The organism is Allobosea lathyri (assembly GCF_900108245.1).
In the GTDB taxonomy this organism is placed as follows: Bacteria; Pseudomonadota; Alphaproteobacteria; order Rhizobiales; family Beijerinckiaceae; genus Allobosea; species Allobosea lathyri.
This window is the reverse complement of record NZ_FNUY01000011.1, coordinates 164581-190282: the sequence shown is the minus strand read 5'-3', so window position 1 is coordinate 190282 and position 25702 is coordinate 164581. Positions and strand designations below refer to the sequence as shown.

Below are 25702 nucleotides of genomic sequence, written 5' to 3'. Positions count from 1 at the left end.
ACCGCGTGGTAGACTAAAACGCGATTTATACCTTCAGGAAGCGGGGCGTTTTCTACTTCTCGCGCAGGATATCGAAGTCGCTGCAACCCCGATTCGATCAAGCACGCGTCGTCACCTGCTTGCACACGCGTTCGTTGCCTCGGGCGCGTAAATCCGCGAACGCTCTCGCGTCACAGTTGGAGATTGTCTGGGCGCAGATGGCCCAGGAAGGCGACCGTCCGGCCGAGTTCGTCCGCTTCGCGTATCCTGCCCATGGCTTGTGTCCTGCCGAAGGCGGTGAGCGCTTCCGCCTCGTCGAGAGCGGGAGAGAAACGTTTTGCCGCAGCGCTCATCGCCGGTGAATCGAAGGGGCCGGGGCACACGGCCTTGACCCTGACGCGATCGCCGAGATCGACGGCCAGAGCGCATACCAGACCCTCCAGGCCGGCTTTCGAGGTCGCGTAGGCGATGCGGGCCGGCGCCGTGGCCTGCCCATGCACGGAGCCGATCATCACGATCGTTGAGAGCGACGCTTTCGAGATTGCGTCAACTACCGGAATACCAGAATACCGGTAGTTGACGTCTCCCGTGTCGCTTGGTAAGCAGCATTGAAATGGAGACCACGATGCCCCGCCCCTCGCCCGGAAGGCCGCCCCCGTCGCAGGAACCGATCACGGTGGATCGGCGTCATCCCGCGCCTGAGCAGGTTTACCGGGCTCTGCGGCAGGCGATATTGCGGCTCGAGCTTCCGCCCGGCGCGCCCCTTTCCGAGCCGGAGATCGCGCTGCGTGCCGGGGTTAGCAGGACACCGGTTCGCGAGGCGATGAAGCGCCTTCAGGCCGAGCGTCTCGTTGAGGTCTATCCGAATGTCGGCGCAGTGGTCGCCGCGCTCAATCCGATCGCGGTGTCGGAGGCTGCCCTGATGCGGACGCTGCTCGAGGGCGAGGTCGCCATGCGCAGCGCAGTCTGCCCGGACCCTGCGCTGGTCGAGAAGCTAGATGAAGCCATCCGCCAGCACGAGCGCGCCTTGCTGGCTGGCGATACCGACCGCGCCTATGCCAGCGACGAGATCTTCCATCGCGCGCTCTTCGAAGCACAGGGTTTCATGTTGATGTGGGATGCGGTCGACCAGGCGCGCTCGCAACTGGAGCGGCTGCACCACCTGATGGTGGCGGAACGCAAGACACTGGGCCGCGCCATCGAAGATCACCGCCGGATCGTCCAGGCCATCAAGAATGCCGATCCCGCCGCGGCGCGCCAGGCGATGGCGGACCATCTCAACATCAACGCGCCCTATATCGAGCTCTTGCGGGCCGCCGAGGGCGCAGAGGGAAGCGACCAATGATGCGTTCCGCGACACCCCTGTTGGGTCTGACGGTCATGCCGGAATATGTGCAGGTCGAAGGCATCGACCGTGTGATTGAGAATGTCCTACGTGCAGGCGCGACGGCAGTCTGCACGGCGCCGGCAGTGACGGAACTCGCGGACGAAGCAACTGGCGCTCGCGAGCCCCCCTCTGACGCCGGGGCAGGCAGCGTGAGAACGCTTGACCGCCCGCTCTGGGGCCAGACGGCACTGTTCATACGGACCGCCCCGAGTTTTGCGCCGAATCGAGAACTCTATGGCGATGGCCCCTATGCGCCGCCGCCTCCGCAAGCGCTCACCGACCGCGAGGGCTTCATCATCCGCGACTTCCTCAAGGCCTGCAAACGCGCAGGCATCGAGACGCAGTTCCAGCTCATGGCGGCGGCCCCGCCGGCCTACCGCGTCCAGTGGCGGCAAACACGCCCGGAGGACGAGCCGCTGACGGCGTGGGGCTCGCCCGTCACCGGTCGGGTCGATGCTAATCTGACGCCCGCGAGCCCTGGCCTGCGCAGCTACATGCGCGCGCTGATCATCGACCTGGTCGCGAACTATCCTGAGCTTGACGCCATCCGCTTCGATTGGCCCGAATTCCCGCCCTACGCGCCTGAGAGCCTCCTGTTCGACTTCAACCCCTTCGCAATCAAACGCGGTCAGGAACTCGGTCACGATGTCGAAAAAATCCGCGCCGACGTCCTGAGCTTTTGCCGGAGGATAAACGCGCCGGATGCCTGCGCCGCCTTCGTGAACAGCTTCGGGCGCGACGGCCTTACGCCCGACAACCTCGAAGCTGCCGGCCTGAGCGCCTTCTTCGCCTACCGATCCGCCTTGGTCGTCGACTATGTCCGATATCTCGTCGACACGGTCCGCGACGTGTCCGGCGGGCGGCTGAAGGTCCATCTTCAGGGCTTCCCGCCACCGCTCAACCATCTTTCCGGCTTTGACATCGCCGCCCTCGACGGGCTGGGCTGCGAACTTGGCATCAAGCTCTACACGATGCATTGGCCGATGATCGAGCGGGCCTATGCTGCGCGGCTCGCGGGCTACGCTGGAATGAGCGAGCACGATGCGCTTTGCGCCGTCAGGCGGGCGTTCCGGTTCACGCGTGCCGAGGCCGAAAACGTGGCGGACGTCCACTATCCCGAGCCGAACGAGCCGCATCGCGCCGCCGACGACGTCATCGGGACCAAGCTGCGCGCTGCGCGAAAGGCGATCAAGACGTCGCCATTCTGGGCCCTCGCTCATGGATACGGCCCCACCGACGATGTTCTGCGTCGCCTGCAAGCCGCTTTCGTCCACGGGGGCGGGCGCGTGCACATGAACCGCTACGGCTATCTCTCCGACGAGAAGCTCGGCCGGATCGGTTCGTATATCGGATCGGAGCAGGCCGCTGCCGCGGTTGCGCGCGCGCGCTGACGATCCATCGCGAACCAGGCGTCATTGAGTTTCAACGATAAAGAACGGGAGCAAGAGATGAAACGACTGTGGGGAGCTATGGCGGCGCTGATCCTGGCGACCGCGCCGGTGGTCGCGACAGACTATCCCAGCCGGCAGATCACTATCCTGGTCCCAGCACCCGCCGGCGGCCCGACCGATACGTTCGGCCGGCTTCTGGCTGACGCAATGGGACGCCTCTATGGACAGCGCATCCTCGTCGAGAACGCGGTCGGAGCAGGCGGGATGGTCGGCGCCAGGCGCGTCGCGCGCGCCGCTCCCGACGGCTATACGCTTCTCGTCTTCAACACCGCGCTGACCAGCATTCCGGCCTTCTCGAAAACGATAGAACTCGATCCTTTGACCGGGCTCTCACCGATCGGCCTGATCAATGAGAGTCCCTTTGTCCTGCTCTCGCGCCGCGACTTTCCAGCCGCCGACACCAGGGAACTCGTTGCACGCATGCGCGCCGACAACGACAACATCCGCTTCGGCCATGGCGGTTTCGGCGGTGGCGCACACATCTGCGGCCTGTTGCTGTCGCGCGCTGTCGGGGCCAAGCCGAATTTCGTGGCCTATCGCGGAGCCGCTCCCGTCATGACCGACATCATGGGCGGGCATATCGATCTGTTCTGCGCCCAGACGGCGGATGCGATTGCGAACGCCGAAACGAAAACGATAAAGCCCTTCGCCTTGACTGGTACAACGCGCCTTGCCCAGTTGCCCCAAATCTCCACCTTGCGCGAAGCAGGGGTGCAGGATGCCGACATGAGCGTCTGGCACGCTTTGTTTGCGCCGCCTGGAACGCCCGATGACGTCCTGTCGTCGCTGAGCGGAGCTCTCGATCGCGCCCTTGAGGACCCCGAGATCATCGCCCGTTTCAAGATGCTCGGTGTACAGGCGACTGAACCTGCCCGTCGCGGGCCCGCAATGCTTCGGAAGCTGCTTGAGGTGGAGACCATGCGCTGGCGAACTCTCGTCTCGGATATGGGCGTCACGCAGCAATAATATCAACTGAAGCCATTCTGGTCGCCGCCGGCCGAGGTCTTCGCAACTCCGAACTGCCGGTCTGGTCCCATGCATCCTCTAATGTCAGCCTTCGCGCGCCAGGGATCGTTCTTCGCGACCTTGCGCGTGGAGGCTTGGGCGAGGCTTCAGCGTTTCCGCAAGAAGCTCTCGGCGCGCGGAAGCGAGATCCGGCTGATCGGCGTCGCAGCGCTCGTCGGTATCGCCGCGGGCGTGGCGGTGAGCGCCATGAGCTGGATCTCAAAGGCGATGCACAGCCTGATCTTCGGGATCCCGGTCCTCGACTGGTTGAGCGCGGCACCCCTTCTCGACCGCCTGATCGTTCTGAGCGCTCCGATCGTCGGCGGCATGGTTCTCGGCTGCCTGATTCTATTGCAGGCCAGACGAAACATGCGGCCTATTATCGACCCGATCGAAGCCAACGCACTCTATGGAGGGCGCATGTCGCTGACGAGCAGCGTCGTGGTGGCGGTGCAAAACCTGATCTCCAACGGCTTCGGCGCTTCGGTCGGTCTTGAAGCCGGCTACACACAGCTTTCAGCCGGTATCGCCTCCAAGCTGGGCGCGACGCTAAAGCTGCGGCGGGAGGATCTGCGCATCCTCGTCGGCTGCGGCGCGGCCGGCGCGATCGCGGCCGCCTTCAACGCGCCTCTGACGGGCGCGTTCTACGCGTTCGAACTCATCATCGGGTCGTACAGCACGGTGGTGCTGGCCCCCGTCGTGGTGGCCGCGCTCCTCGCGACCCTGATCGCAAGGCTCCTTCCCACGGGCAGTCTCCTGATCGAAGCGGGACATATGCCCGCGATCATGCCCGGCGATTTCGTTCCGGCCATCGCCCTGGGTGTGGTCTGCGCGCTCGTCGGCATCGCGATCATGATGATGGTGTCGGCGGTGGAGGAACTGGCGCGCAAGAGCGCAGTTCCGCCGTATCTGCGGCCGCTCCTTGGGGGCGTCGCGGTTGGCCTGCTCGCTCTGCAGACGCCGCAGGTTCTGTCGGCCGGCCATGGCGCGCTCCATCTCAATCTCGAGGGTAACATCGCGACCGGTCTGCTGATCCAGATCTTTCTTCTGAAGGCCATCGCGTCGGCGGTCTCGATCGGATCCGGCTTCCGCGGCGGGCTCTTCTTCGCTTCGCTCTTCATGGGCGCACTGCTCGGCAAGATCTTCGCCATGGTGGTAGGCGCGATGTCGTTGGGCGGCTTGACGCCGGCGTCCCTGGCGATCGTCGGCATGAGCGCGCTCGCCGTCTCCATCATCGGCGGGCCGCTGACGATGACTTTCTTGGCGCTCGAAATGACCGGGAACCTCACGGTCGCGGCGCTCGTACTCGCGGCGGCGATCACCTCAGCCGTCGTGGTACGCACGACCTTCGGCTATTCCTTCGCGACGTGGCGCTTCCATTTGCGCGGCGAAAGCATCCGCAGCGCCCATGACGTCGGCTGGATCCGGAATCTGACGGTCGACAAGCTGATGCGGGCCGATGTCAGGACGATCGGATCGGACATCTCCCTGGACCAGCTGAAGGAAAAATGCCCGATCGGATCGACCCAATGCGTGATCGTGGTCGATGCCGATGGCCGCTACCAGGGCATCGTCCATATCTCCGACATCCATACGGCCGCGCCGCGCGAGCCCGGCGCCTCGATCCTGGACTTCCTCAAGCACAAGAACGACATTCTCCAGCCGACCATGAACGCCAAGCAGGCGGCCGAGATATTCGACCGGAGCCAGAGCGAAGCGCTCGCCGTCGTCAGCGACATGATCGGGAGGCGCGTAGTTGGGCAGCTAAGCGAAAGCCACACGCTGCGGCGCTACAGCGAGGAGCTCGACCGCAGGCGCCGCGAGATCGTGGGAGAGGCGGTCTGAACGGACTGGGCTGGGCAGTGATGCTCCAACCGCGCCGCCACGACCTAGACGCCCGATCGACGCACCACAATTCCGTCCTCGGCTAGCCAAAGTCACCAGGAGAAGCGGCTACCAAAATCGTCCCGCCGTGGCCACCGGTTCGTTGCTTACGATCTCGCTGGCCGAGGAGGGGATGACGATGATCTGCGTCACCCATGAGAGTGGCTTGCCCGTCAGGTAGCCGCCCGCGTCATCTTCATGGCGAATGGCCAGATCGTCGAGGAGGGTCTCCGGAGGAGTTTTTCACCAATCCGCGCCACGAGCGTACGAGGAAATTTCTGAGCGAGATCCTCTCGCGACATTAGCCGAGGCTGCGCCGGCCCATCTCGGAGCGAAGCTTAACGTCCTCTTGTTGGCGCTGGCGAGATATTCTTCGACGCAAACGCGGTGGTTTTGATGAATGGAAAGCGGGCGAGGCCATTGTACGATTGGCGTATGTGAGCGGGAATGGCCGGCAGTTTCTATAGCGAATCCGGCGTCGCGCGCCTTGCCTCTTTCTTCCCGGATTAACTTTCTGTTAAGACATTCCGGATTCCTTTCCGGTGACTACGGTCTGCCGCCTGCGGCAGCCCGAGTCCCGTAATCAGGAGATTGCCGCATGAAGCGGACCGTGATCGCTGCAAATACTGCCCGTTCCGTCGGTATGAGCCGTTATGGCCGTAGAGCGATCCCGCTTCTGATTTCACTGGCTGCGCCGGCTCTGGGCGCCTGCAGCATGTCGGCTGTCGAGACCGCTTCGACTGCTGCCCCCGCGGCAAAGGAGCCCCGGGAGGCCCGTAAGCGCGCCATTGCCCTGGCGAAGGCCGACCCGCGCGAGAAGGAATGCCTTGTCCGCGCGATGTATTTCGAATCGAACCGTTCGAGCGAGACGGGTCTGCTCGGCGTCGGCACGGTCGTGATGAACCGGGTGGAATCGCCGCGTTATCCCGAGACCATCTGCGGCGTCGTCGGCGCACCACGTCAGTTCGCCTCGGGTGTGCTGACACGTCAGATGGCCGCACGCGACCTGCCGAAAGTCGAGGCGGCCGCGGAAGCCATTCTCAACGGGCAGCGCAATGAGGCTGTCGGCGCGGCCAAACACTTTCATATGGCCGGCATGCGCTTTTCCTACGCCAATATGCACTACATGACGGTGGCAGGCGGGAATGCCTTCTATCTGAAGGGCGAACGGCCCGAGCGGCGCCGCATCGAGGAGCCGAACTATCAACTGGCTGCGGTCTCCTCGCCTGCGCCTCTCGCCACCACCTCGTCCACAGTGTCGACCTCCTTCGCTGCTGCGCCGCTGGCTTTCGCTTCGGAAGCTCCCGCGCCGACATCCTCCGCCCTCGCAAGTCCGTCTCTGAATCTGGTCAACAATGCGCGGCTGCCGCCCAGCAGGCCGTTCGATCTCGACCTGCCCAGGAAGACCGCACGCGCCTTCATCGCGCCGCCGACGGGCGGCGCCCGTCTGGCTGCTCTGATGCCGGATGCCCGTGGCCTTCGCGGCGCCCTGCCGCTGAACTGACCTGCGCTGAACTGACCCGCGCTGAAAGCCCATCTGGATCCAGCCCGGCCCGCGATCAGGTCATGGCCTGAGAACGACGCTTACGATTGAGCCAGGCCAGCTCGACGGACGCTGGAATCAGAAGACGAAATCGTCCAGCGCTTCGGCGGGCTCGGGCTGAGCCCTCCCTGCCGCCTCGGCCTGTGCAAGGCCGCATTCGGTCAGGACCGCCCGATGGATGGTGCGTTCGGCGGCCATCGTGTAGCTCGGCCAGATATGCTCCTGGATCAGGTGCCGGACGGGTTCGGCCGCGTCGGGGCTGGGCAGAGCGCCGTCGCGGCAGGCATGATCGAGTTCGGCTGCGGCAGCGGCGATCAGGTCGCTCATCGCGCCTGCATTCGAGAAGGAGAGCGTCGCCCTGGCGACGACGGTGCAGAAGCCGCCACCCTCGCGCCGTAGCTGGTCGAGGGCCGCGCCGAGGCGGTTTCCGGTGTTGCGCATGGCTGCCAGCGAATCCTGCATCGTGATGTCGAGCGCACCGAAATGGGCGGCGTCGAGCCGGCCGCTCCCGGTCAGCCGTGCGGAGGCCGTCTGCATCTGCGCGAAGGTGGGCGACAGCCGTGTCGCCTCGCCTGCGACGCGACCGGCCGCCGATTTCAGTTCCTGCGCGATGACAACGAGGCTGCGGCCTTCCGTGCCCACGCGCGCGGCGCGAAGCCCGGCATTCATGCCGATCAGGACGATGCTGGACACCGTGCCGGCCAAGGCCGAGACCGTCTGCTGGCAGGTCTCCAATACGCTGGCCAGGGTCGCGGTGACGCGGTCGACGCCGGCGCGGGCATTGTCGCATTTGCCCAGAAGCTCGGAAGCGCGCGCCAGATCGGCCTCCAGATCCGCGAGGAAGGACCGCGAAGCGCCTTCGCCGCTGTAAAGATTGCGCACGCTCTCGATCAGGCTGCCGGTATCGTCGGCGAGCATCGACAAGGCGGCTTCGATGGCGGTGGCGTCCTCGCCCAATGTCACGGCGCTCTCGCGCAGCTGTGCCGATTGTAGCCGGTGCAGGACATGGGCGGCGCTGCCGCGCTCGCCCTCGCCGAGACCCGCAGCCGGACCGGTCCCGGCTTCGAGCGCCGAAACCAGCCGCAGCGCCGCGATCGCATGCTCCAGCCGCTGGCGAATGCTGTCGCCCGATTGCAAGGCGATGATCGCGCCGCCGGCGGCACCGGCGATCCTGCCGGAATGGGTCGCCGCATCGGCGGTCAGCACGCTGCCGCGACTTTGCCGGATAGCGACATCCGCGAGCGTCTGTTGGAGATTGTCGGCCAGTAGCGACAGGGCGTGGCCATAGCCGCTCTCGAACGCGCGCTGCGCCGTCAGTGCGGTCGCAAGCAGCGCGGCGAAGCGTTGATGGTCGCGGGCACAATTCTGGATCGTCGATTGGGCTTGTGTCGTCAGCCTGACGATCTCGGCGGTGAAATCGCCGAAATCGCGCCCCGACGCATTCACGTTGACGGCCTCGATGCGGGCGCTGCGCGCGAGGATGGTGATCAGCCGCATATGCCCGAGCAGATTTTCCAGGGCCTGCGAAGCGGCATGGCTAAGGACGGAGAGCTCTTGCAGGGTCGTTGTCTCGTCCGAAAGCGCGCCCTGGATCGCACGCAGTTCGCCTGCGAGCCCGCTCAGCGCAGCGCCCGCCTGCGCGATCTCGCTGCCGCCGAGCTCGCTCGAGAGCACGGTGAGCCGCTCCTTCAGGCTTTCGAAAAGCCCGAGGCCTTCGCCCAGTTCCGTGCCGGCCCTGGCGAAAATAACGTCGATTTCGCGGGCACTGCCCTCGAGCGACCGGATCAGCATCGGCACAATCATCGTCGTCCCACGTGTTACGCTTACGCCTCGAACCGCACTCAGGCGCCGTGTGCCAAGTCCCCAGCCCCGCCCGCTCCCGTATTCGGCCACGCCATGATCTCCTGTGCTACACGAGGGAGCTTTACGATACGTTCGGCCGCTCCCAGGTCGATCGCCTCCTTCGGCATGCCGAAAACGACGCAGTCCTCCTCATCCTGCGCGAGCGTGCGTGCGCCGGCCTTGCGCATTTCGAGAAGGCCACGCGCGCCGTCATCGCCCATGCCGGTCATGATCAGGCCGAGCGCGTTGGCGCCGGCATATTGCGCGGCGGAGCGAAACAGGACGTCGACCGAAGGGCGGTGGCGCGAGACTGGCGGGCCGTCCTTGATGGCGATGCGATACTGGGCGCCGCCGCGCTGCAGCAGCATGTGGCGATTGCCCGGCGCGATCAGGACCCGGCCGGTGGAGAGTTCGTCGCCATTCTCGGCTTCCTTGATCTCCATGGCGCAGATACCGTTCAAGCGCTTGGCGAAGGCGGCGGTGAACTTCTCGGGCATGTGCTGGACGACGGCGATGCCGGGGCAGTTCGCCGGAAGACCTTGCAGCACCTCGCGCAGCGTCTCTGTGCCGCCGGTCGAGATGCCGATGCAGACGATGCGGTCTGTCGTCTGCCGGACACGACCCGGCACCGGCGGCGGCATGATCACGTCGGCGGTCAGCTTCCGCTCGATCTGCATGCGCGGCTGTTGAGGCCGAAGCTTCGCCTGGGCGGCGGCCCGCACCGCATGGCGCAGACGCCCGGCGGTTTCCGTCAGCGCGTTGCGGGTGTCGATCCGGGGCTTGGGCAGGACATCGACCGCGCCGGCCTCCAGCGCATCGAACAACGCGCGTGAACCGGCCTCGGTCAGGGTCGAGCAGATGATCACGGGGATCGGCCGCTGCGCCATGATCTTGCGCAGGAATGTCAGCCCATCCATGCCGGGCATCTCGATGTCGAGGATGATGACATCGGGGAGTTCGGTCTGCAGGCGGCGGGCGGCGGAAAAGGCGTCGGCCGCCGTGCCCATCACCTCGATGCCGGGATCCTCGCTCAGGATCGAGCTGAGGACCTGTCGGACTGAGGCGGAATCGTCGACGATGAGGACGCGAATGGCTTTGCGACTCATGCTGCCGACCTCCTCGATATCGAGGTGCCGGCTTGATAGATCGTCGGAATGATCGTTCGCAGGCTTGGAAGGGCGCTGCCTGCCATCGATTCCGAATGACCCAGGATCAGGAAGCCGCCAGGGCGCAGATGGGAGATCAGACGCGACAAGACCCGCTGCTGCGTCGGCGTGTCGAAATAGATCAGCACGTTACGGCAGAAGATCACGTCGACGTCGCGGTCGAAGGGGTAGTTGTCGTCCATCAGGTTCAGGCGTTCGAAATGCACCTGCCGGCGTAGTTCCGGCGAGACGCGCACGACGTCCTTGCGCGGATCCCGCGATCGCATGAGATAGCGCTGCTGCATCGGGGCCGGCACGGGGACGACGAAGTCGCAGGGGTAAACGGCCTTGCGCGCCTGTTCGAGCATTTCGGTCGAGATATCGGTTCCGAGGATCGAGAAGCGCAAATGCTTGCCGGCGTTGATCATGTCCTGCAGCACCATGGCGGCGGTATAGGCCTCGGCGCCGGAGGAGGACGCCGCGCTCCAAACCTTGAGGCTCAAGGGGCGGGGACTTTGACGCCTGGCCAGTTCTGGCACGGCGACGTCGCGCAGGAACTCGAAATGGCTGGGCTCGCGGAAGAAGTCGGTCTTGTTCGTCGTCACGCAGTCGATGAGATGGACCAGCTCACTGTCGAGGCCGCCCTTGTCGAACAGCTGCGCGCCATAGGCCCCGAGCCCGGTGAGTCCCAGCGCGCGGACGCGCTTGCGCAGCCGCCCCTCGACCATCGTCCGCTTCGTCTGCGGCAGCTTGATGCCGACCCGCCTCTCGATGACCTCGGCGATTCCCGCGAAATGCCTGTCGGCGAGTTGGTCGTTGAGATCGGTTTGCAAGGCATGCACCGGTTCAGGCGGCCCGGTCGATCGACAGGCCATCGAGAGCCGGTATGTCGTCGGATTGCATCAGGCGTTCGAGATCGAACACGACGATGAAAGCCTCGCCCTTGCGGCCGATGCCGGCGATGTAGTTCGACTGCCAGCGGCCGCCGACATCGGGAGCGGCCTCGGTCTGGTCGGCATCGAGGCCGGTGACCTCGAAGACGCGGTCGGCGACGAAGCCGACGCCGAGCGTGCGGCCCTTTACCGGCACGTCGAGGATGATGATGCGGGTGGCATCGTCGGGTTCCCTGCGCGGCAGTCCGAGCTTGGCGCGCAGGTCGACGATGGGGTAACCGGTGCCGCGCACGTCGATCATGCCGAGCAGGAATTCCGGGGAATGCGGCAGCTTCGAGATCGGCCGCATGTCCAGAATCTCGCGGACATTGCGGATATCGATGCCGAAGAGCTCCTGATCGATGCCGAGCGTCAGGTATTGGGCCGTGTCAGCCATGATGGCCTCGCTTTGATCGCGGAAGGGCGTGGGGACGGTCGGCGCGGCCGGAAGCCCGGCTCGGCCCCGAGAGGCCGAGCCGGGGACTGCCGTCAGCTGCGGCGGAACGCGGCGTCGTGCTGGTCTTCGCCGCTGTCGAGGTCGAAGGCGAAGCCGCCATTGGCGACCTTCTTTCCGGGACGAGACGCGGCTGTCGGCTTCCTCGGCTGGATGGCGACCGCCATCGTACCGGCCTTGCCGCGCAGCTGCCTGACCGCGTTGTCGATCGCGATCGGCTGGGCGGCCGGCTTGGCGCCATCGCCGTCGATCCGGAAGAAGGCGATTGCGTCCTGGAGCTGCACGGCCTGTGCAGCGAGCTCCTCGGAGGTGGCGGAGACCTGCTCGGAGGCGGCTGCGTTCTGCTGGGTGACCTTGTCGAGCTGCTGGATGGCCTGGTTGATCTGGGTCGAGCCGACATCCTGCTCGCGGCAGGCGGCGGTGATTTCCTCGACCAGTTCGGCGGTCTTCTTGATGTCTGGCACCAGCCTGGCGAGCATCGAGCCCGCCTCTTGCGCGACCTTCACAGTATCGACCGAAAGCGTGCCGATCTCGGCCGCCGCAGCCTGGCTGCGCTCGGCGAGCTTGCGGACTTCCGAAGCAACCACAGCGAAGCCACGGCCATGCTCGCCGGCGCGGGCCGCCTCGACCGCGGCGTTGAGCGCCAGCAGGTCGGTCTGGCGGGCGATCTCCTGAACGATGTTGATCTTCTGGGCGATGGTCTGCATCGCATCGACGGCCTTGCCGACGGCCATGCCGGAGGCTTCCGCGTCCCTGGCCGACTGAGCGGCCATCTTCTCGGTGGTCGCGGCGTTCTCGGCGTTCTGCTTCACATTGGCCGCCATCTCCTCCATCGAGGACGAGGCTTCCTCGGTCGAGGCCGCCTGCTCGGTCGAGCCCTGCGAGAGCTGCTCGGCGCTCGCCGACAATTCCTGAGACCCCGACGACATGTTGTCGGCGGCGGTGTTCACCTGACCGACGATCTCGCGAAGCTTGCCCGACATGCCGTCGACGGCGCGCAGCAGATCGGTGATCTCGTCATTGCCCTTGAGTTCGACTGTCTGCGTCAGGTCGCCCTGAGCGATCGAGCCGGCGGCGTTGACGGCGCTGTTGAGGCCGCGGCTGATGCTGATCGCGATCCACAGCGCTGCGGCGAGGGCGAATGCCAGCGAGCCGAGCAGCATGCCGATCAGCAGCGTTTTCGTGAACGCCGCCTGCTCGGCGGCCGCCTTGGCGCCTGCATTCGCCTGATCCATGATGAAATCGGCATATTCCGCAAGAGACTTTATTACGTCGTTTGCCGCCAGGCGGCCTTCGCCGGTCGTCGTCTCGACGGCCTTGATGTTGCCGCCACCTTTCAGAATGCCCGTGATACGCTCGACCAGGTCGACGACGCGGGTAAACTGCGTGTTGACCGCATCGCTGGAGACGCCGACCGAGGACATCGCCGTGACCGCGCTCGCAATGAGAGCGCGAGTCGAGGCGAGTTCGGCGGCGTAGGCCTTCAGACCGTCGCTCAGTTCGCTCAACGAACCAGACATCATTGTCTGGCTCAACTGCAACAGCACGCTGCTATTGGCCGCACGTGCCGCTTGAAGCACGCTCGCTGCCTTCGCAGCGTCCTGGCTGTCGAGAGCGCCGAGAGCGGACAAGGCGCCGTTCATCTCGTCTTCGAAAACCTTGCGCGTAGCAGGCATTTCTGTAGCCCAGAGCAGGGCGCTGCGATTATTCGAATTCAGTTTGGCATTGGACAGCGCCTGATCCTGCGCATCGAAGACACGCTTGGCCTTCGGAGCCATTTCGGTCAAGCGACGCTTGCCTTCATCAGTCGCCATCCCGTAAAGGGCATCGCGAACATTTTGGAATTCGCCGCGCGTGGCGACCGCCACGGCGGCCATGTCTTCGGTTTCTTTCTGAGTGGTGAACAGGATCGCGTCTTTTTCCTGACGCAGTGAGGCCTGCATTGCGCTCGACAGGTCGGCGATCTTGTCGAGACGCACCTGTGACGTCACGAGGTCCGTCTGTGCCTCGGCCATCTCCGAAAGCTTGACATAGGATAGCATGCCGGAAGCGGCCGAGAGCGCGATCACCGCGCCGAAGGTTAGTGCTAGCTTAGCTTTGATAGTGAAGCGCATTGTTACCCTCTCTTGGAATGATTTCGGTTGATGTTGTCAGCCCAGGGTCCGCGCCATATCGGGGATTATGACGAATTCGTCGTTCCATTTGGTGATGAAGCGAATAAATTCAGGGCGCCATTGCGATCCGAGACGCGGCGTCTGCTGTGTATGCCTGCTCGATACTTCGGTGACCTCGAAGACCTTGTCGGCGAGAATGCCGAGCGTCACGGGATCGCCGTCGATCTCGATCTCGACGACGACGATGCGGGTGTCGGCTGTCGCGGGCGCTGCCGGCATGCCGAAGCGCAGGCGCAGATCGGCTAGCGGAATGACGTTGCCGCGCACATTGATCAGGGCCGGCAGGAAGGTCCGCGCCCCGGCGACCCGGGTGGCGGGAACCGGGTCGATGATCTCGCGGACCATGTCGGTCTCGATCGCGAGGATCTCGTTGCCGAGCCCGACCATCAGCACCTGTAGCCGGATCTCGGAGGCTGGCGGCTGATTGCCCGCAGGCTCGCAGGTCTGGATCTGCTGCATCACGCGGCCTCCGACGTTCTGTCATTGTCGACGCGGCTCTGGCCGAGCGTGACGAGCTGGGCGACGTCGAGGATCAGGGCGGCCGAGCCATCGCCGAGGATGGTGGCGCCGGAGAACATTGTGACGTCGGAATGGAGCTTGGAGAGCGACTTGATCACGGTCTGGTGGCTGCCGATGATCTGGTCGACGACGAGGCCGACGCGGGTATCGCCCATCGTGGTGATGATGACCTTCTGATAAGGCGCAACCTCGCCTTCGGCGTCGAAGAGATCGCGCAGGCGCAGGAAGGGCACGAGATCGCCGCGCACGGTCAGGAAGCTGCGGCCCCTGGCGCGCGCCTCGTCGGCGGCGGTCAGCTCGACGCATTCCTCCACCGCCGAAAGCGGGATGATGTAGCGGCCTTCGCCGACCCGGATCAGCAAGCCCTCGATGATCGCAAGCGTCAGCGGCAGCCGCAGCGTGACGGACGAGCCATGGCCGGGGATCGTCGTGAGCTCGATCGTGCCGCGCATCGCCTCGATCGTGCGCTTGACCACGTCCATCCCGACGCCGCGACCCGACAGGGCCGAGATCGTTTTGGCGGTCGAGAAGCCCGGATGGAACAGGAGCTGGTGGATGTCGTGCTCGGAGAGCGGCGTGCCCGGCACGATCAGGCCCTGCTCCTCGGCCTTGGCGCGGATGCGGGCGGTATCGAGGCCGGCGCCATCGTCCTGCACGGTGACCAGCACCTGCGCGCCGACATAGCGGGCCGCGAGTTCGATGCGTCCGGTCGGCGATTTGCTGGTCTGGCCGCGCTGCTGCGCCGGCTCGATGCCATGGTCGATGGCGTTGCGGATGAGATGGACCAGCGGATCGGCCAGGCGCTCGATCATGGTTTTGTCGAGTTCGGTGTCCTCGCCGACGGTGACGAAGTCGACGGGCTTGCCGAGATCGCGCGACAGATCGTGGACGAGGCGGCGGAAGCGGCCGAAGAGCGAGCCCATCGGCACCATGCGCACGCCCATGGTCGAGTCGCGCAGGCCCGATGCCAGGCGCTCGATATCCTCGGCGATTGCCTTGATCGCAAGGTCGGTGCCGGAATGGGCGAGCTGGCTGAGCCTTGCCTGGGCGATGACCAGTTCGCCGACGCGATCCATCAGTTCGTCGAGACGCTCGGCCTGAACCCGCACAGTCGAGCCCTTGTCCTCGCTGCGGCGGGCGAACTCGGCCTTCTCCGGAACCGGGCGCTCGACGGCCGCCGGTGGCGCTTCAACTGCCGGCAGCGACTTCACTACCATGACGGCGGCAGGCATCGACATGTCGAGCGGCGCCCACTCCTGCGCAGGCGTTTGGGCCGAAGGGCCGTCCAGCGCGGTGATCGTCAGCTTCATCTCGTCGCGCACGAACATGAAGACATCCTCGACATCCTCCTTCGTGCAAGCGCCGTGAAGCGTGACAGTCCAGCCGATCAGACAGGCCTCCGGATCGAGCCCGGAGAGTTCGGGAACGGCATCGAGATCGGCGATGACGGTGCAGGGGCCGAGCGCGCGCAGATCATCCAGCAGGACGAGCGGGTTGGTGCCGTTGCACGGGATTGTGGGGTCGAAGCCGATCTCGACCCGCCACCCGGCGAGCGCGGGAGCGGCTGGCGCGTCGAGATCCTCGGAGGCGGCCGGCGCGACCTCTGCAGATGCGCCGAGGCCGCCGATCGCGCGTTGCAGTTCCTCGACGATCGCCTCGCCGATGATCGGGTCGGTCGAGTCGGGGTCGTCGATCAGGGTGCGGATATAGTCCTTGGCGGCAAGCGAGACCGTGACGATGTCGCCGGAGGCGTCGATCTTGCCCTTGCGGATCAGGTCGAAGGCGGTCTCGAAATCATGGGTGAAGGCTGCGACCCTGTCGAAGCCGAACATGGCGCCGGAGCCCTTGATGGTGTGTAGGGCGCGGAAGGCGGCGTCGATCAGGTCCCGGTCCTGCGGGGTTTGCCCGAGATCGAGCAGGACGGTCTCCAGGCTGTCGAGCAGTTCGGCGGCTTCCTGGCGGAAAATCTCTGTCGGATCGAGTTCCATCAGACCCTCACCAGCTTGGCGACGACGGCGAGCAGCTGTTCGGGCTTGAACGGCTTGGTGATCCAGCCGGTCGCGCCAGCGGCCTTGGCCTCCTGCTTGACCGCGTCGTCTGATTCCGTGGTCAGGAAGACGATGGGCACGCCCGTGAGGGCGGGCAGGGCGCGCAAGCCCCGGATCATCTGCATGCCGTTCATCACGGGCATGTTGAGGTCGGTGATGACGAGGTCGAAGCTTTGCGCCTTGGCCCTGGCCAGTCCTTCCGAGCCGTCGCCGGCCTCGACCACGGTATGGCCGGCCGGTCCCAGCACGAGCTTGATCATCTGCCGCACGCTGGGGGAATCGTCGACGGTGAGTATCGTCGCCATGACAGTCAAACCTCGCTGATGAGAAGGCGGTCGGCGGCAGGCGACAAGGCGAGACCCGCCCGCGCCAGGACTGTCGCCAGCGCCGCCGGCACCGCCGCCAGGCGCAGGGTCCTGCCGGTCGTCGCGGCCGTCCGCGTCGCCGAGACCAGAAGCTGCGCGACGGTGAGATCGCAGGTCGCCAGTGCGGAGCAATCGAGCGTGAGGTCGCCTTCCGCCTGGAAGGCGGCTGCCATTTCGGCATGAAGCGGCCTGATCGATCGCAAGGAGCAATCGACCGGTAAGATGAATGTCTCAATTGTCACTACACTCTTCTCCGCTTAGGCTCGATTTACGTCGTGGAGTTTATAATAATTCTAATGTATATTTGTGAGTTATATAATTGCAGAATGATAGTCGTCTAAAGATAATTATAATAAGTATAATTAGTATATATCCTGTTTACATGGCTAACGATAGAATCGATAAGGAGGCTACACTAGGGAATTTACGATGATGTTGGCTAAGTTATTCGAATAAAAATCCCAATTGACGTTACGTAGCTACTAGCCCTAAATTCTGATCAATCTATTAATTGCGAGCGTTATTATTTTCGCTATATGCAGAAAAGAATCATATTATCTGTCGTGGCGGCTATCGGGCGATACGCGTCGGGGGCAGTCGCGTTTTCCGGTGGGCGCGCTGGTTTCGGGACGATGATCAGCGCCTGCCGGCGGAACTGCCCCAAGCCGCGATCCACGAGGCTGGCCACGCTGTGATGGGGCGAGAGAGCCACGACGAGGTGATCGCACCCTGCCGCATCCTGTGGGTGGTCCCTCTCGTTTGCCTGTCGGTCAGTGCCCGGGTCGTGCACGGTCGGCCGCTATCTCCTCGGGGATGCTCTCCTCGCCCTCGCCCTCGCCCTCGCGCGAGGTCGCAGCGCGGACGACGTGCCGGGAGTTGCTTGAGGCGTTGCTTGAGGCGGTGCGAGATCGTGCTCGTCGCGGTCCATCGAACCCGCGGTTCGGTTGGGTACACCGAGGGCTAGAACTCAGCCGCCTCCGCGCTCCCTGAGATCGCGGGCGATGTCGAGGAAGGCTTTGATCGTCTTGCTCTCCCGGCGGTCGCGCAGGCAGATCAGTGCCTCCTCCATCAGGATCGGGGGGCCGCTGAGCGGAATGCGCGTCAGCCCTTGCCCGGGCACGAATTCCGCCTCGGAGACGAAGCCGATGCCGGCGCCTGTGGCGACGACATCGCGGACGGCCTCGCGGCCCTCCACCTCGATGGCGAAGCGCAAGGTCACGCCATTCTCTGCCGCCCTCTGTTCGAGCATCCGCCGCGTCCGCGAGCCGCGCTCGCGCATGACGAGCGGGAGGTCGGCCAGGTCGGCAAATGATAGCGAGGCCCGCACCGCGACGGGATGCTCAGCTGTGACAAAGGCGATGATCGGCGTGGCATTCAGCGAGATCGTCTCGAAATCGCGGCTTGGCGCCACGTCGCCCAATACGGCGATGTCGGCCTCGTAGCTCATCAGCTGCGCTACGCCGGTTTCGGTGTTGCCGGTCCAGATCGTCATCTGGACGCCCGGATAGCGCTCGCGGAAGGCGCTCACCACATGCAGCACGTGGTGCACGGAGTCGGCCACCAGTCGCAACTGCCCTGTCCGCAGCGCGCGCGACTCCGACAGCAGATCCAGCGCGTCGCTTTCCGCATCGAACAACCGATGCGTCATGGCGAGCAGCCTTTCGCCCATCGGCGTCAGCGCGACCTGCTTGTGCTGCCGACTGAAGAGCAGGACGTCGTACTCCTCTTCGAGCTTGCGGACCTGATCCGAGATCGCCGGCTGGCTCAGGTGCAGGTCATGCGCTGCGCGCGAGAAGCCGCCGGCAATGGCGACATGGTGGAAGGCGCGAAGCTGAACGTAGCGCATGGAGACATCCAAACTCATGCCGGCAGCAGCGAGCCTCTCGTCGCTTCGGGCAACACGCAATGTATCGATAAAATTTATATGTAGATACGAAATAGCGATTTTTCAGATGGCCGGAACTGGGTGATGGTGGCGTCTACAGGCCGGGGCGCGGCGCCTTTCGATGCCTTGCCCTCCATTCTCACGCAGGAGACCCGCATGTCCGCTGCCCTGGTCCATACCGAAGGCGAGTCGAACACGTCCGCAGCGCGGAGCGCCTGGTCGGCTCGCCTCGACGATTCCGCAACGCGCCAATTGTTGAAGCGGGACTCCGATGCCTTCCTGCACCAGAGCCTGTCCAGCCCCTGCGTCACGGCGATCGCCAAGGCCGAGGGCATCTGGATCGAGGATACGGCCGGGCGCCGCTACATGGATTTCCATGGCAACAGCGTCCATCATATCGGCTATGGCCACCCGCGCCTGAAAGAGGCGATCAAGGCGCAGATCGACGAACTCTGCTTCGCGCCACGCCGCTTCACCTGCGAACCCGCCGTTGAGCTGGCGGAAACGCTGGGACGATTGGCGCCGGGCGATCTCGGCAAGGTGCTGTTCACGACAGGTGGCTCGGATGCGGTCGAGGTCGCGCTGAAGCTGGCGCGCGCGGCGACCGGCCGCTTCAAGACCCTGTCCTTCTGGGACGCCTTTCACGGGGCGGGTTTCGGCGCCTCGAGCGTCGGCGGCGAGGCGACCTTCCGCTCGGGGATCGCCGGACCGCTATTGCCGGGAGCCGAGCATGTCGCGCCCTGGGCAAACCATCACTGCGCCTATGGCTGCAACAGCCTGGAGGATTCGGCGCGCGCCTGCGCCAGCATGATCTCCTATGTGCTGGGCCGTGAAGGCGACTTCGCCGCCCTTGTCGCGGAGCCGATGCGCGCCACGCCGAACCCGCCGGCGCCCGGCTTCTGGAAACTGGTGCGCGAGGCCTGCGACCGTCACGGAACACTGCTGATCTTCGACGAAATCCCGACCGGCCTCGGCAAGACCGGTAAGTTCTTCACCTGCGAGCATGACGGCGTCACGCCCGACATCCTCGTCGTCGGCAAGGCGCTGGGCGGTGGCATTCTGCCGATCGCGGCCGTCATCGCCCGGCGCGACCTCGATGTGGCCGGTGATTATGCGATCGGCCACTACACCCATGAGAAGAACCCGGTCACGACGCGGGCGGCCCTGACCACCATCGCCATCATCCGTGAGGAGGGACTGGCGGAGCGGGCGGCCGAGCTCGGCGCCTACGCCATGAGCCGCCTGAGCGATTTCGGTGCAGGTTCGCCCTGTGTCGGCGATGTCCGGGGGCGTGGCCTGATGTTCGGCGTCGAAATCGTGGCCGACAAGGCCGAGATGGCCCCAGACAACGCTCTAGCGGAGCGGGTCTATTATCGCTGCCTGGATGCCGGGCTCAGCTTCAAGATCAGCCAGGGCAACGTGCTGACGCTGTCGCCGCCGCTGACCATCTCCCATGCGGATCTCGACAGGGCTCTCGGAGCCGTCGAGACCGCGATCAACGCGGGCTGAGCATGACCGAAGCTTTTGGCCTACGGGGGAGAAACATGATGAAGGCGGTGCGCACGGACCGGGAGCTGGAATGCCCCGAGATCGATGCCGGCCTGCGGGCGCGCGGTGTCGAACTGGTGACGCTGCCGGATGGTATTCCCGAGGCCGATCTCATCGCGGCGGTCGCCGATGCCGACCTCCTGCTGATGTGCTACACGCCGGTCACGGCCGCCGTCATCGCGAATGCGCCAAAGCTCAAGGGCATCGTCAAATACGGCGTGGGTATCGACGCGATCGATATTCCCGCCGCGATCGAACGCGGCATTCCCGTCGTCAACGTGCCTGAATATGCCGAGGAGACGGTGGCCGAAGGCGCTTTCGCGCTGATGATTGCGCTGGCCAGGCGCATGCCGCAGATCGGGCGCGCCATGGCGGCGGAGGGCTGGATCTGGCCGGAGCAGCGCTGGCTCGGGCGCGACATCGCGGGCGCGACGCTGGGGCTGGTCGGGGCGGGCAAGATCGGCCGGAGCATGGCGCGGATGGCTGGGCAGGGCTTCAGGGCCTGTGTGCTCGGCTACGACCCCAGTCTCGACGCGGCGACGATGGTCGCCGCCGGTATCGAGAAGGTCGACAATCTTCACGCCATGCTGCGGCAGTGCGACTTCATCTCGTTGCACTGCGTGCTGAACGCGGCGACACGGGGCCTGATCGGGCGAGCCGAACTCGCATGCCTGAAGCCCTCAGCCGTGCTGGTGAACGTTTCGCGCGGGGCGCTGATCGATGAGCAGGCGCTGGTCGAAGCCATTCTCGCCGGGCGTCTAGGCGGCGTCGGGCTCGATGTCTATTCGGTCGAGCCCCTGGCGAAGGCCGGCCACATGCTGAGCCCGCTCTTTGGCCGCGACGACGTCATCCTCTTCCCGCACCTGACCTTCTTTACGGTCGAGGCGATGCGGCGGCTCTCGGAGGATACGCTCGCGCGCTGTTTCGAAATCCTTGAGGGGAGCCCCGTTCAGGTGCGATCGCATGATCCCCGCCTTCGCGCGCAACGGCAGAATGTCGTCTTCGCCTGAGCAGGCATTGCTTCAACCGCCTATCGCCTGTTCCCTCAGCCGACTTGGTCTCAGAACGCCGTTGCGCTCCAGCAGGTCGTGCACGGTTGCCGCGATATGCCCCTAGATCCGCTTGAGATCGCGGGTGACGTCGAGCTGGAAGGCGCTGACGATGATCCGCTCGGGTCGGCCGGAGCGCATTTCGTCGACATGCCGAAGGGTGGCCTCTCGTTCGAGTTCGCGGAACATCTCCTTCTCGCGGACCAGGCGCATCGCCGCATCTTCATCGCCCGAGATGAACACCGCGATGGCGAGCCGCAGATGCGCGCACAGGCTTTCATGCATGTCCTCGATCCGTCGCAGGGCCGTTTCCGGCAGCCGCCGCTGGTCCTTGATGCGTTTGGCCGCCATCTCCATGAGGTTCTTATCGACGATGTCGCCGATGTGCTCGAGGTTGATCGCCAAGGCGAGCACGCTCATCAGCCGCTGCCTCTCGCCATCGTCGAGCGCCCTATGGTCGATCGCTCCGACATAGAGCTGAATGCGGTTGTAGAGCGCGTCGAGCACGTCGTCGGCGCGGCACGTTTCGGCAACCTTGTGAGCGTCGTCCAGGCCGAAGGCCGCCTGCGAACCATGCAGCATCTCCTCGACGACATCGGCCATGCGCAACACCTCGCGTGAGGCGTTTGCAAGTGCAAGCGCAGGGGTCTTGAGCGCGGCTTCGTCGAGATAGCGAGGCTGCGAGGGATCGGCCGCGTCGGCCTGCTCCGGAAGCAGGCGCTTCAACAGGGCGGCGAGCCAGGGCAGGGCGCCGAGAAACAGAGCCGCCATCACGATGTTGAACAGCAGGTGAAAGGTGGCGGCGACCTCCGATGGCCGCAGGCCAGACTTGCCGAATGCGGCCGCGAGAAGCGGCAGGAGCATCAAGCCGATGACGCAACCGAGCAGGCGGTTCGCGAGATTGCCCAGCGGCGCTCTTTGCGCAGCCGGTTCGCGGCCGAAGGCTTGTAGGCACGGGTTGAGCGCGCTGCCGAGATTACAGCCGAGGACCATCGTCAGCGTTGTCTCGATCCCGATGACGCCTGCTCCGGCAAGGGACATGACGAACAGGATCGCCGCAACCGAGGAATGGGCCGCCCAGGCCAGCAGGGCGGCAAGCAGCAGCGTCATCAGGCTGTCCTGCGACAGCGAAGCCAGCAGCGAGCGCAGGATCTCGGAATGCTCGACGGGACGCATCGTCGCTTGCAGCAAGTGAAGCGTCAGCAGCATGAGCCCGAGACCCATGGCGGCTTGACCGCACTCGCGCAGTAGCAGGCTGCGCCCGCGCTTGATCGTCGTCAGGCCGACCAGCAGGAACAGCGGCACCACGTAGCTGAAATCGAACGTCATGATCTGCACGATCAGGGTCGTCCCGATATTGGCACCAAGCATCATCGCGAGCGCCGGGACGAGCGCCACAGCCCCGGCTCCCGACAGCGACGAGATCATCATCGCCGTTGCCGTGCTCGATTGCAGTCCCGTTGTCACGAGCAGCCCGGCCGAAAATGCGCGCCAGCGACTGGCAAGTCCGGTCGCCAGAAGATGGCGCAGGCGACTGCCGAAAGCACGCGTCACGGCGGCTGTGACGACCTGAATGCTCCACAGCAGCAGGGCGACCTCGCCTGCCAGCGTCAGCAGGGTATGCGTGGCGGAGGTGGGGCTCATCTCGACGGACCGTCAGCTCGCCGGCACGACCGCTCAGCGGTAGCGCCAACGCTGCAAGCGGCCGAGCACCATTCGGTCCAGGAAGAGATGCAGAAGCTTCACGCTGATCGCGGTCAGCATGATCACCGTCGCCATGCCCGCGGCCGATGCCACGGCGCCGGCCTCGTCCATATGGACGATCGCGATCGAGGCCAGCTTGGTGTCGGCGCCATAGAGGAAGATGACGGCAGAGACGGTCGTGAGCGCGTTCACGAAGATGTAGACCGCGATGTCGAGAATCGCCGGCAGGCAGATCGGCACGGTCACCCGACGGAATGTCGACCAGAACGGAACCTGGAGCGAGGCCGAGACGGTTTCGAACTCGCGGTCGATCTGCTTCAGGCTCGTCAGCGCGGTGATATGCCCGACCGTGTAGAAATGGGCGATCGTGTTGACGACGAGGATCGTCAGCGTTCCGTAGAACAGGCCGAGCGGGTTCCACGAGGCGTTGAAGAAAAACACGTAGCCAAGGCCAAGCACGAGACCCGGAACCGCCATGGGCAGCATCGCCAGAAATTGTGCGAAACCGCGCAGGACCGGAAAGAATTTGAGCTTCTCGATCAGGTAGGCGCCGGTGAAGATCAGTGCCGTGCCGATCGTCGCCGTCAGGAAGGCGAGTTGCAGCGACGTCCAGTAAGGTTCCCAGCCGCTCGGCTCGACCGCAGAGAAATCGTAGTTCTTGAGGGTCAGCGACAGGTTGTAGGGCCAGTAACGGACGAAGGAACCCCAGACCGCCGTGCCGTAGATCGCGATGATCGTACCTCCGATCGCCATGGCAAGCGTCAGGAGCGCGAGGTCGCGCTTGCGCTCGGGCTGCGGCACATAGGGAACGGCGCGCGCCGAGAGCAGGGCGGTCTGCCGCCGCTGGACCGCGCGGTCGACGAAATAGGCAACGACAGCCGGAACGAGCAGGATGATGCCGACGACGGCGCCCATTGGAAAGTTCTGCTGGCCGACCACTTGCCGATAGGCGTCGGTCGCGAGCACGCTGAACTGGCCGCCGATCACCTTTGGAATGCCGAAATCGGTGATGACAAGCGTGAAGACGACGAAGCCGGCGCTGATCAGGCCATAGCGCGCGCCCGGCAGGGTGATGGTCCAGAACATCCGGCGCCTGGTGGTGCCAAGCGCTTCGGCCGCCTCCCGCAACCGCCCATCCGACAAGGCGAGCGCCGTCACGAGGATCAGCACCGCATGGGGAAAGGCGTAGAGCGATTCCGCCACGACGATCCCGATCGGCCCGTAGAGCGGAGCTCCCATCATCCAGGATTTGAGCAATCCCTGATTGCCGAAAACATAGATCAGCGCGAGGCCCGACAGCAGCGACGGTGCGAAGACCGGCACGAGCGCGGCCGCGTAGAACGCGCCCTTCCACGGAATGCAGCTGCGGCGAAGGGCATAGGCGTAGAAGAAGGCGAGCGGGATCACGATCACCGTCGTGATGCTCGCAATCGTCAGGCTGTTGAACAGCGACGAGACGAGCGTCGGCGTCGTCGCATAGGTGACGAAATTGGCCAGTCCGACAAAGTGCCCGTCGCTGCTCTCCAGGCTCTTCGAGAGCAGCGCCCAGAGCGGCAGGGCGATGATCAGCACCAGGACGAGGCAGAGCGCGATGATCAGTGCGCCGGCGACATGGCGCTCGCCGACCACGAGGCGCTTCTCGGCGAAGGAACTCGTCGCCACGGACACGCGCTGAACCGCTGTGCTCACCGACCCACCTCCTGGAAGACGCGCAGCGCTTCCGGCGGAAAGGCGACCGGAAGGGTCTCGCCAGCCGTGATCGACAGATCACGCATGGCATTGGCCGAGAAATCAGCTGCGATGCTGGTGCCGCTGGACCCGACCGGCTCGAGCCTGGCGCGGCAAAAGGAGCCGAGGAACGATAGCTCGCCGATCCGAGCCTCGAAACGGTTTGGCGTATCCAGAGTGATCGAACGCGTCCGCACCTCTTCCGGCCGCATGGCGAGGCGGACAGCCGTGCCGATCGCCGCCGCCGAGGGCTCGGCGACGATCAGGTCGAGCGCGCCGACGCGAACGCTATTGGGACCGGTGACCACAGCGTCGAGGAAGGTCATGTGGCCGACAAAATCCGCGACGAACGGGGTTTCGGGACGGCGATAGATCTCTTCGGGCGTTCCGACCTGCTCGATCACGCCCTGGTTCATCACCACGATGCGATCTGCCATCGCCAGCGCCTCCTCCTGGTCGTGGGTGACCATGATGGTGGTGACGCCAAGCCGCTGCTGCAGCGCCCGGATCTCGTCGCGCAGGCGAACGCGGACCTTGGCATCGAGCGCAGACAAGGGCTCGTCGAGCAGGAGCAGGCCGGGCGATGTCGCAAGCGCCCGGGCCAGGGCGACACGCTGCTGCTGGCCGCCCGACAACTGGATCGGGAACTTGTCGCCCTGTTCCGGCAGGCCGACCATGGCCAGCAACTCGGCAACCCGCTTGGCGATGTCGCGCGACGGCATGCGGCGATTGACCAGCCCGTAGCCGACATTCTTCGCGACCGTGAGGTTCGGGAACAACGCATAGGATTGAAAGACGATGCCGAAATCGCGTTCCGACGGGGGGGCGCGCGTAACATCGCGGCCGCCGAGATGGATCGTGCCGCCATCCTGCAGGTCGAGCCCGGCGATGGCGCGCAGCAGGGTGGTCTTGCCGCAGCCCGACGGGCCGAGGAAACACACGAACTCGCCGTGCTTGACGTCCAGATCGACGTCGCGCAGCGCGCGAAACGTTCCGAAGCTCTTGTTGAGATTGCGGACGGTGAGAAGCGACGGATGGTTGGGCTGCTTCGACGACATGG

The 25702-nt window shown here is 65.0% G+C and carries 21 protein-coding genes and 2 pseudogenes; 9 read left to right on the top strand and 14 right to left on the bottom strand.

Annotation, left to right across the window (positions count from 1 at the left end):
* Positions 1-23: 23 nt before the first annotated feature.
* Positions 24-143: pseudogene (locus C4S73_RS29105) on the top strand (DUF6538 domain-containing protein); the annotation flags it as partial.
* 27 nt (positions 144-170) lie between these two features.
* Here C4S73_RS29105 and C4S73_RS22660 read toward each other — a convergent pair.
* Positions 171-521, bottom strand: a complete 351-nt coding sequence (locus tag C4S73_RS22660; RefSeq protein ID WP_280177616.1) for an SDR family oxidoreductase — start codon at positions 519-521, stop codon at positions 171-173.
* Positions 522-604: 83 nt separating this feature from the next.
* On the opposite strand from C4S73_RS22660, the gene C4S73_RS22655 reads away from it, so the two are divergent.
* From C4S73_RS22655 to C4S73_RS22630, 6 genes and pseudogenes are all read left to right on the top strand, one after another.
* Positions 605-1324 (top strand): GntR family transcriptional regulator, encoded by a 720-nt coding sequence (locus C4S73_RS22655; RefSeq protein ID WP_160115879.1) that lies wholly within the window; start codon positions 605-607, stop codon positions 1322-1324.
* Positions 1321-2757 carry a hypothetical protein gene (locus tag C4S73_RS22650; protein ID WP_160115878.1) on the top strand — a complete coding sequence of 479 codons (1437 nt, stop codon included), beginning with the start codon at positions 1321-1323 and terminating at the stop codon, positions 2755-2757. Before C4S73_RS22655 ends, C4S73_RS22650 begins: the two co-directional genes overlap by 4 nt.
* A gap of 57 nt (positions 2758-2814) precedes the next feature.
* Positions 2815-3783, top strand: coding sequence for a Bug family tripartite tricarboxylate transporter substrate binding protein (locus tag C4S73_RS22645; RefSeq protein ID WP_103874850.1), 969 nt, complete (start codon positions 2815-2817; stop codon positions 3781-3783).
* 81 nt (positions 3784-3864) lie between these two features.
* Entirely contained in the window at positions 3865-5667 is a 1803-nt protein-coding gene (locus tag C4S73_RS22640) for a chloride channel protein (RefSeq protein ID WP_103874849.1), read from the top strand.
* Between the two features lie 151 nt (positions 5668-5818).
* Positions 5819-6011, top strand: a pseudogene (gene glnQ / locus C4S73_RS22635) (glutamine ABC transporter ATP-binding protein GlnQ); the annotation flags it as partial.
* 293 nt (positions 6012-6304) lie between these two features.
* Positions 6305-7210, top strand: coding sequence for a cell wall hydrolase (locus tag C4S73_RS22630; protein ID WP_200828074.1), 906 nt, complete (start codon positions 6305-6307; stop codon positions 7208-7210).
* A gap of 117 nt (positions 7211-7327) precedes the next feature.
* Here the strand turns inward: C4S73_RS22630 and C4S73_RS22625 are convergent, their stop codons facing one another.
* The 10 genes from C4S73_RS22625 to C4S73_RS22580 form a co-directional block, all read right to left on the bottom strand.
* On the bottom strand, positions 7328-9040 hold the full coding sequence (locus tag C4S73_RS22625; protein ID WP_146071468.1) for a hypothetical protein: 1713 nt from the start codon (positions 9038-9040) through the stop codon (positions 7328-7330).
* 50 nt (positions 9041-9090) lie between these two features.
* Positions 9091-10197, bottom strand: coding sequence for a protein-glutamate methylesterase/protein-glutamine glutaminase (locus C4S73_RS22620; protein ID WP_103874847.1), 1107 nt, complete (start codon positions 10195-10197; stop codon positions 9091-9093).
* Positions 10194-11078, bottom strand: a complete 885-nt coding sequence (locus C4S73_RS22615; protein WP_425290365.1) for a CheR family methyltransferase — start codon at positions 11076-11078, stop codon at positions 10194-10196. Before C4S73_RS22615 ends, C4S73_RS22620 begins: the two co-directional genes overlap by 4 nt.
* Before the next feature lie 4 nt (positions 11079-11082).
* The gene (locus C4S73_RS22610) at positions 11083-11565 is read right to left on the bottom strand and encodes a chemotaxis protein CheW (RefSeq protein WP_103874845.1); all 483 of its coding nucleotides are present in this window, start codon (positions 11563-11565) and stop codon (positions 11083-11085) included.
* A gap of 92 nt (positions 11566-11657) precedes the next feature.
* Positions 11658-13736 (bottom strand): HAMP domain-containing methyl-accepting chemotaxis protein, encoded by a 2079-nt coding sequence (locus tag C4S73_RS22605; protein ID WP_103874844.1) that lies wholly within the window; start codon positions 13734-13736, stop codon positions 11658-11660.
* Between the two features lie 36 nt (positions 13737-13772).
* Positions 13773-14255, bottom strand: a complete 483-nt coding sequence (locus tag C4S73_RS22600; protein ID WP_103874843.1) for a chemotaxis protein CheW — start codon at positions 14253-14255, stop codon at positions 13773-13775.
* A complete protein-coding gene (locus C4S73_RS22595; protein WP_103874879.1) occupies positions 14255-16306 on the bottom strand; it encodes a chemotaxis protein CheA in 2052 nt (683 codons plus the stop codon). The genes C4S73_RS22600 and C4S73_RS22595 overlap by 1 nt, the downstream gene beginning before the upstream one ends.
* Positions 16303-16668 (bottom strand): response regulator, encoded by a 366-nt coding sequence (locus C4S73_RS22590; protein WP_103874842.1) that lies wholly within the window; start codon positions 16666-16668, stop codon positions 16303-16305. Before C4S73_RS22590 ends, C4S73_RS22595 begins: the two co-directional genes overlap by 4 nt.
* A 5-nt stretch (positions 16669-16673) precedes the next feature.
* Positions 16674-16970 (bottom strand): STAS domain-containing protein, encoded by a 297-nt coding sequence (locus C4S73_RS22585; protein WP_146071467.1) that lies wholly within the window; start codon positions 16968-16970, stop codon positions 16674-16676.
* 725 nt (positions 16971-17695) lie between these two features.
* Positions 17696-18574 carry a LysR substrate-binding domain-containing protein gene (locus tag C4S73_RS22580; RefSeq protein ID WP_103874840.1) on the bottom strand — a complete coding sequence of 293 codons (879 nt, stop codon included), beginning with the start codon at positions 18572-18574 and terminating at the stop codon, positions 17696-17698.
* A gap of 195 nt (positions 18575-18769) precedes the next feature.
* Between C4S73_RS22580 and pbfA the strand changes: the two genes are divergently transcribed.
* Both pbfA and C4S73_RS22570 read left to right on the top strand, forming a co-directional pair.
* Positions 18770-20122 (top strand): (R)-1-hydroxy-2-aminoethylphosphonate ammonia-lyase, encoded by a 1353-nt coding sequence (gene pbfA, locus C4S73_RS22575; protein WP_103874878.1) that lies wholly within the window; start codon positions 18770-18772, stop codon positions 20120-20122.
* A 38-nt stretch (positions 20123-20160) separates the two neighbouring features.
* Complete coding sequence (locus tag C4S73_RS22570; protein ID WP_103874877.1) at positions 20161-21171, top strand: 2-hydroxyacid dehydrogenase; 1011 nt, start codon at positions 20161-20163, stop codon at positions 21169-21171.
* 102 nt (positions 21172-21273) lie between these two features.
* Here C4S73_RS22570 and C4S73_RS22565 read toward each other — a convergent pair whose 3' ends face one another.
* Genes C4S73_RS22565 through C4S73_RS22555 form a run of 3 tightly spaced genes read right to left on the bottom strand, consistent with a single transcriptional unit; the run spans position 21274 to position 25700 of the window.
* A complete protein-coding gene (locus C4S73_RS22565) occupies positions 21274-22854 on the bottom strand; it encodes a Na/Pi cotransporter family protein (protein WP_244595731.1) in 1581 nt (526 codons plus the stop codon).
* 33 nt (positions 22855-22887) lie between these two features.
* Positions 22888-24603, bottom strand: coding sequence for a putative 2-aminoethylphosphonate ABC transporter permease subunit (locus C4S73_RS22560; protein ID WP_103874839.1), 1716 nt, complete (start codon positions 24601-24603; stop codon positions 22888-22890).
* Positions 24600-25700: a putative 2-aminoethylphosphonate ABC transporter ATP-binding protein gene (locus tag C4S73_RS22555; RefSeq protein WP_103874838.1), complete on the bottom strand. Its 1101-nt coding sequence runs from the start codon at positions 25698-25700 to the stop codon at positions 24600-24602. Before C4S73_RS22555 ends, C4S73_RS22560 begins: the two co-directional genes overlap by 4 nt.
* Between the last annotated feature and the right edge of the window lie 2 nt (positions 25701-25702).

Excerpts from the sequence above, each read along its gene's own strand:
- C4S73_RS22565 (WP_244595731.1), bottom strand. The coding sequence starts at position 22,854 with ATGAGCCCCACCTCCGCCACGCATACCCTGCTGACGCTGGCAGGCGAG.
- C4S73_RS22655 (WP_160115879.1), top strand. The coding sequence starts at position 605 with ATGCCCCGCCCCTCGCCCGGAAGGCCGCCCCCGTCGCAGGAACCGATC.
- C4S73_RS22570 (WP_103874877.1), top strand. The coding sequence starts at position 20,161 with ATGAAGGCGGTGCGCACGGACCGGGAGCTGGAATGCCCCGAGATCGAT.
- C4S73_RS22590 (WP_103874842.1), bottom strand. The coding sequence starts at position 16,668 with ATGGCGACGATACTCACCGTCGACGATTCCCCCAGCGTGCGGCAGATG.
- C4S73_RS22620 (WP_103874847.1), bottom strand. The coding sequence starts at position 10,197 with ATGAGTCGCAAAGCCATTCGCGTCCTCATCGTCGACGATTCCGCCTCA.
- C4S73_RS22605 (WP_103874844.1), bottom strand. The coding sequence starts at position 13,736 with ATGCGCTTCACTATCAAAGCTAAGCTAGCACTAACCTTCGGCGCGGTG.
- C4S73_RS22610 (WP_103874845.1), bottom strand. The coding sequence starts at position 11,565 with ATGGCTGACACGGCCCAATACCTGACGCTCGGCATCGATCAGGAGCTC.
- C4S73_RS22645 (WP_103874850.1), top strand. The coding sequence starts at position 2,815 with ATGAAACGACTGTGGGGAGCTATGGCGGCGCTGATCCTGGCGACCGCG.
- C4S73_RS22650 (WP_160115878.1), top strand. The coding sequence starts at position 1,321 with ATGATGCGTTCCGCGACACCCCTGTTGGGTCTGACGGTCATGCCGGAA.
- C4S73_RS22555 (WP_103874838.1), bottom strand. The coding sequence starts at position 25,700 with ATGTCGTCGAAGCAGCCCAACCATCCGTCGCTTCTCACCGTCCGCAAT.
- C4S73_RS22600 (WP_103874843.1), bottom strand. The coding sequence starts at position 14,255 with ATGCAGCAGATCCAGACCTGCGAGCCTGCGGGCAATCAGCCGCCAGCC.
- C4S73_RS22625 (WP_146071468.1), bottom strand. The coding sequence starts at position 9,040 with ATGCTGATCCGGTCGCTCGAGGGCAGTGCCCGCGAAATCGACGTTATT.
- C4S73_RS22580 (WP_103874840.1), bottom strand. The coding sequence starts at position 18,574 with ATGCGCTACGTTCAGCTTCGCGCCTTCCACCATGTCGCCATTGCCGGC.
- pbfA (WP_103874878.1), top strand. The coding sequence starts at position 18,770 with ATGTCCGCTGCCCTGGTCCATACCGAAGGCGAGTCGAACACGTCCGCA.
- C4S73_RS22630 (WP_200828074.1), top strand. The coding sequence starts at position 6,305 with ATGAAGCGGACCGTGATCGCTGCAAATACTGCCCGTTCCGTCGGTATG.
- C4S73_RS22640 (WP_103874849.1), top strand. The coding sequence starts at position 3,865 with ATGTCAGCCTTCGCGCGCCAGGGATCGTTCTTCGCGACCTTGCGCGTG.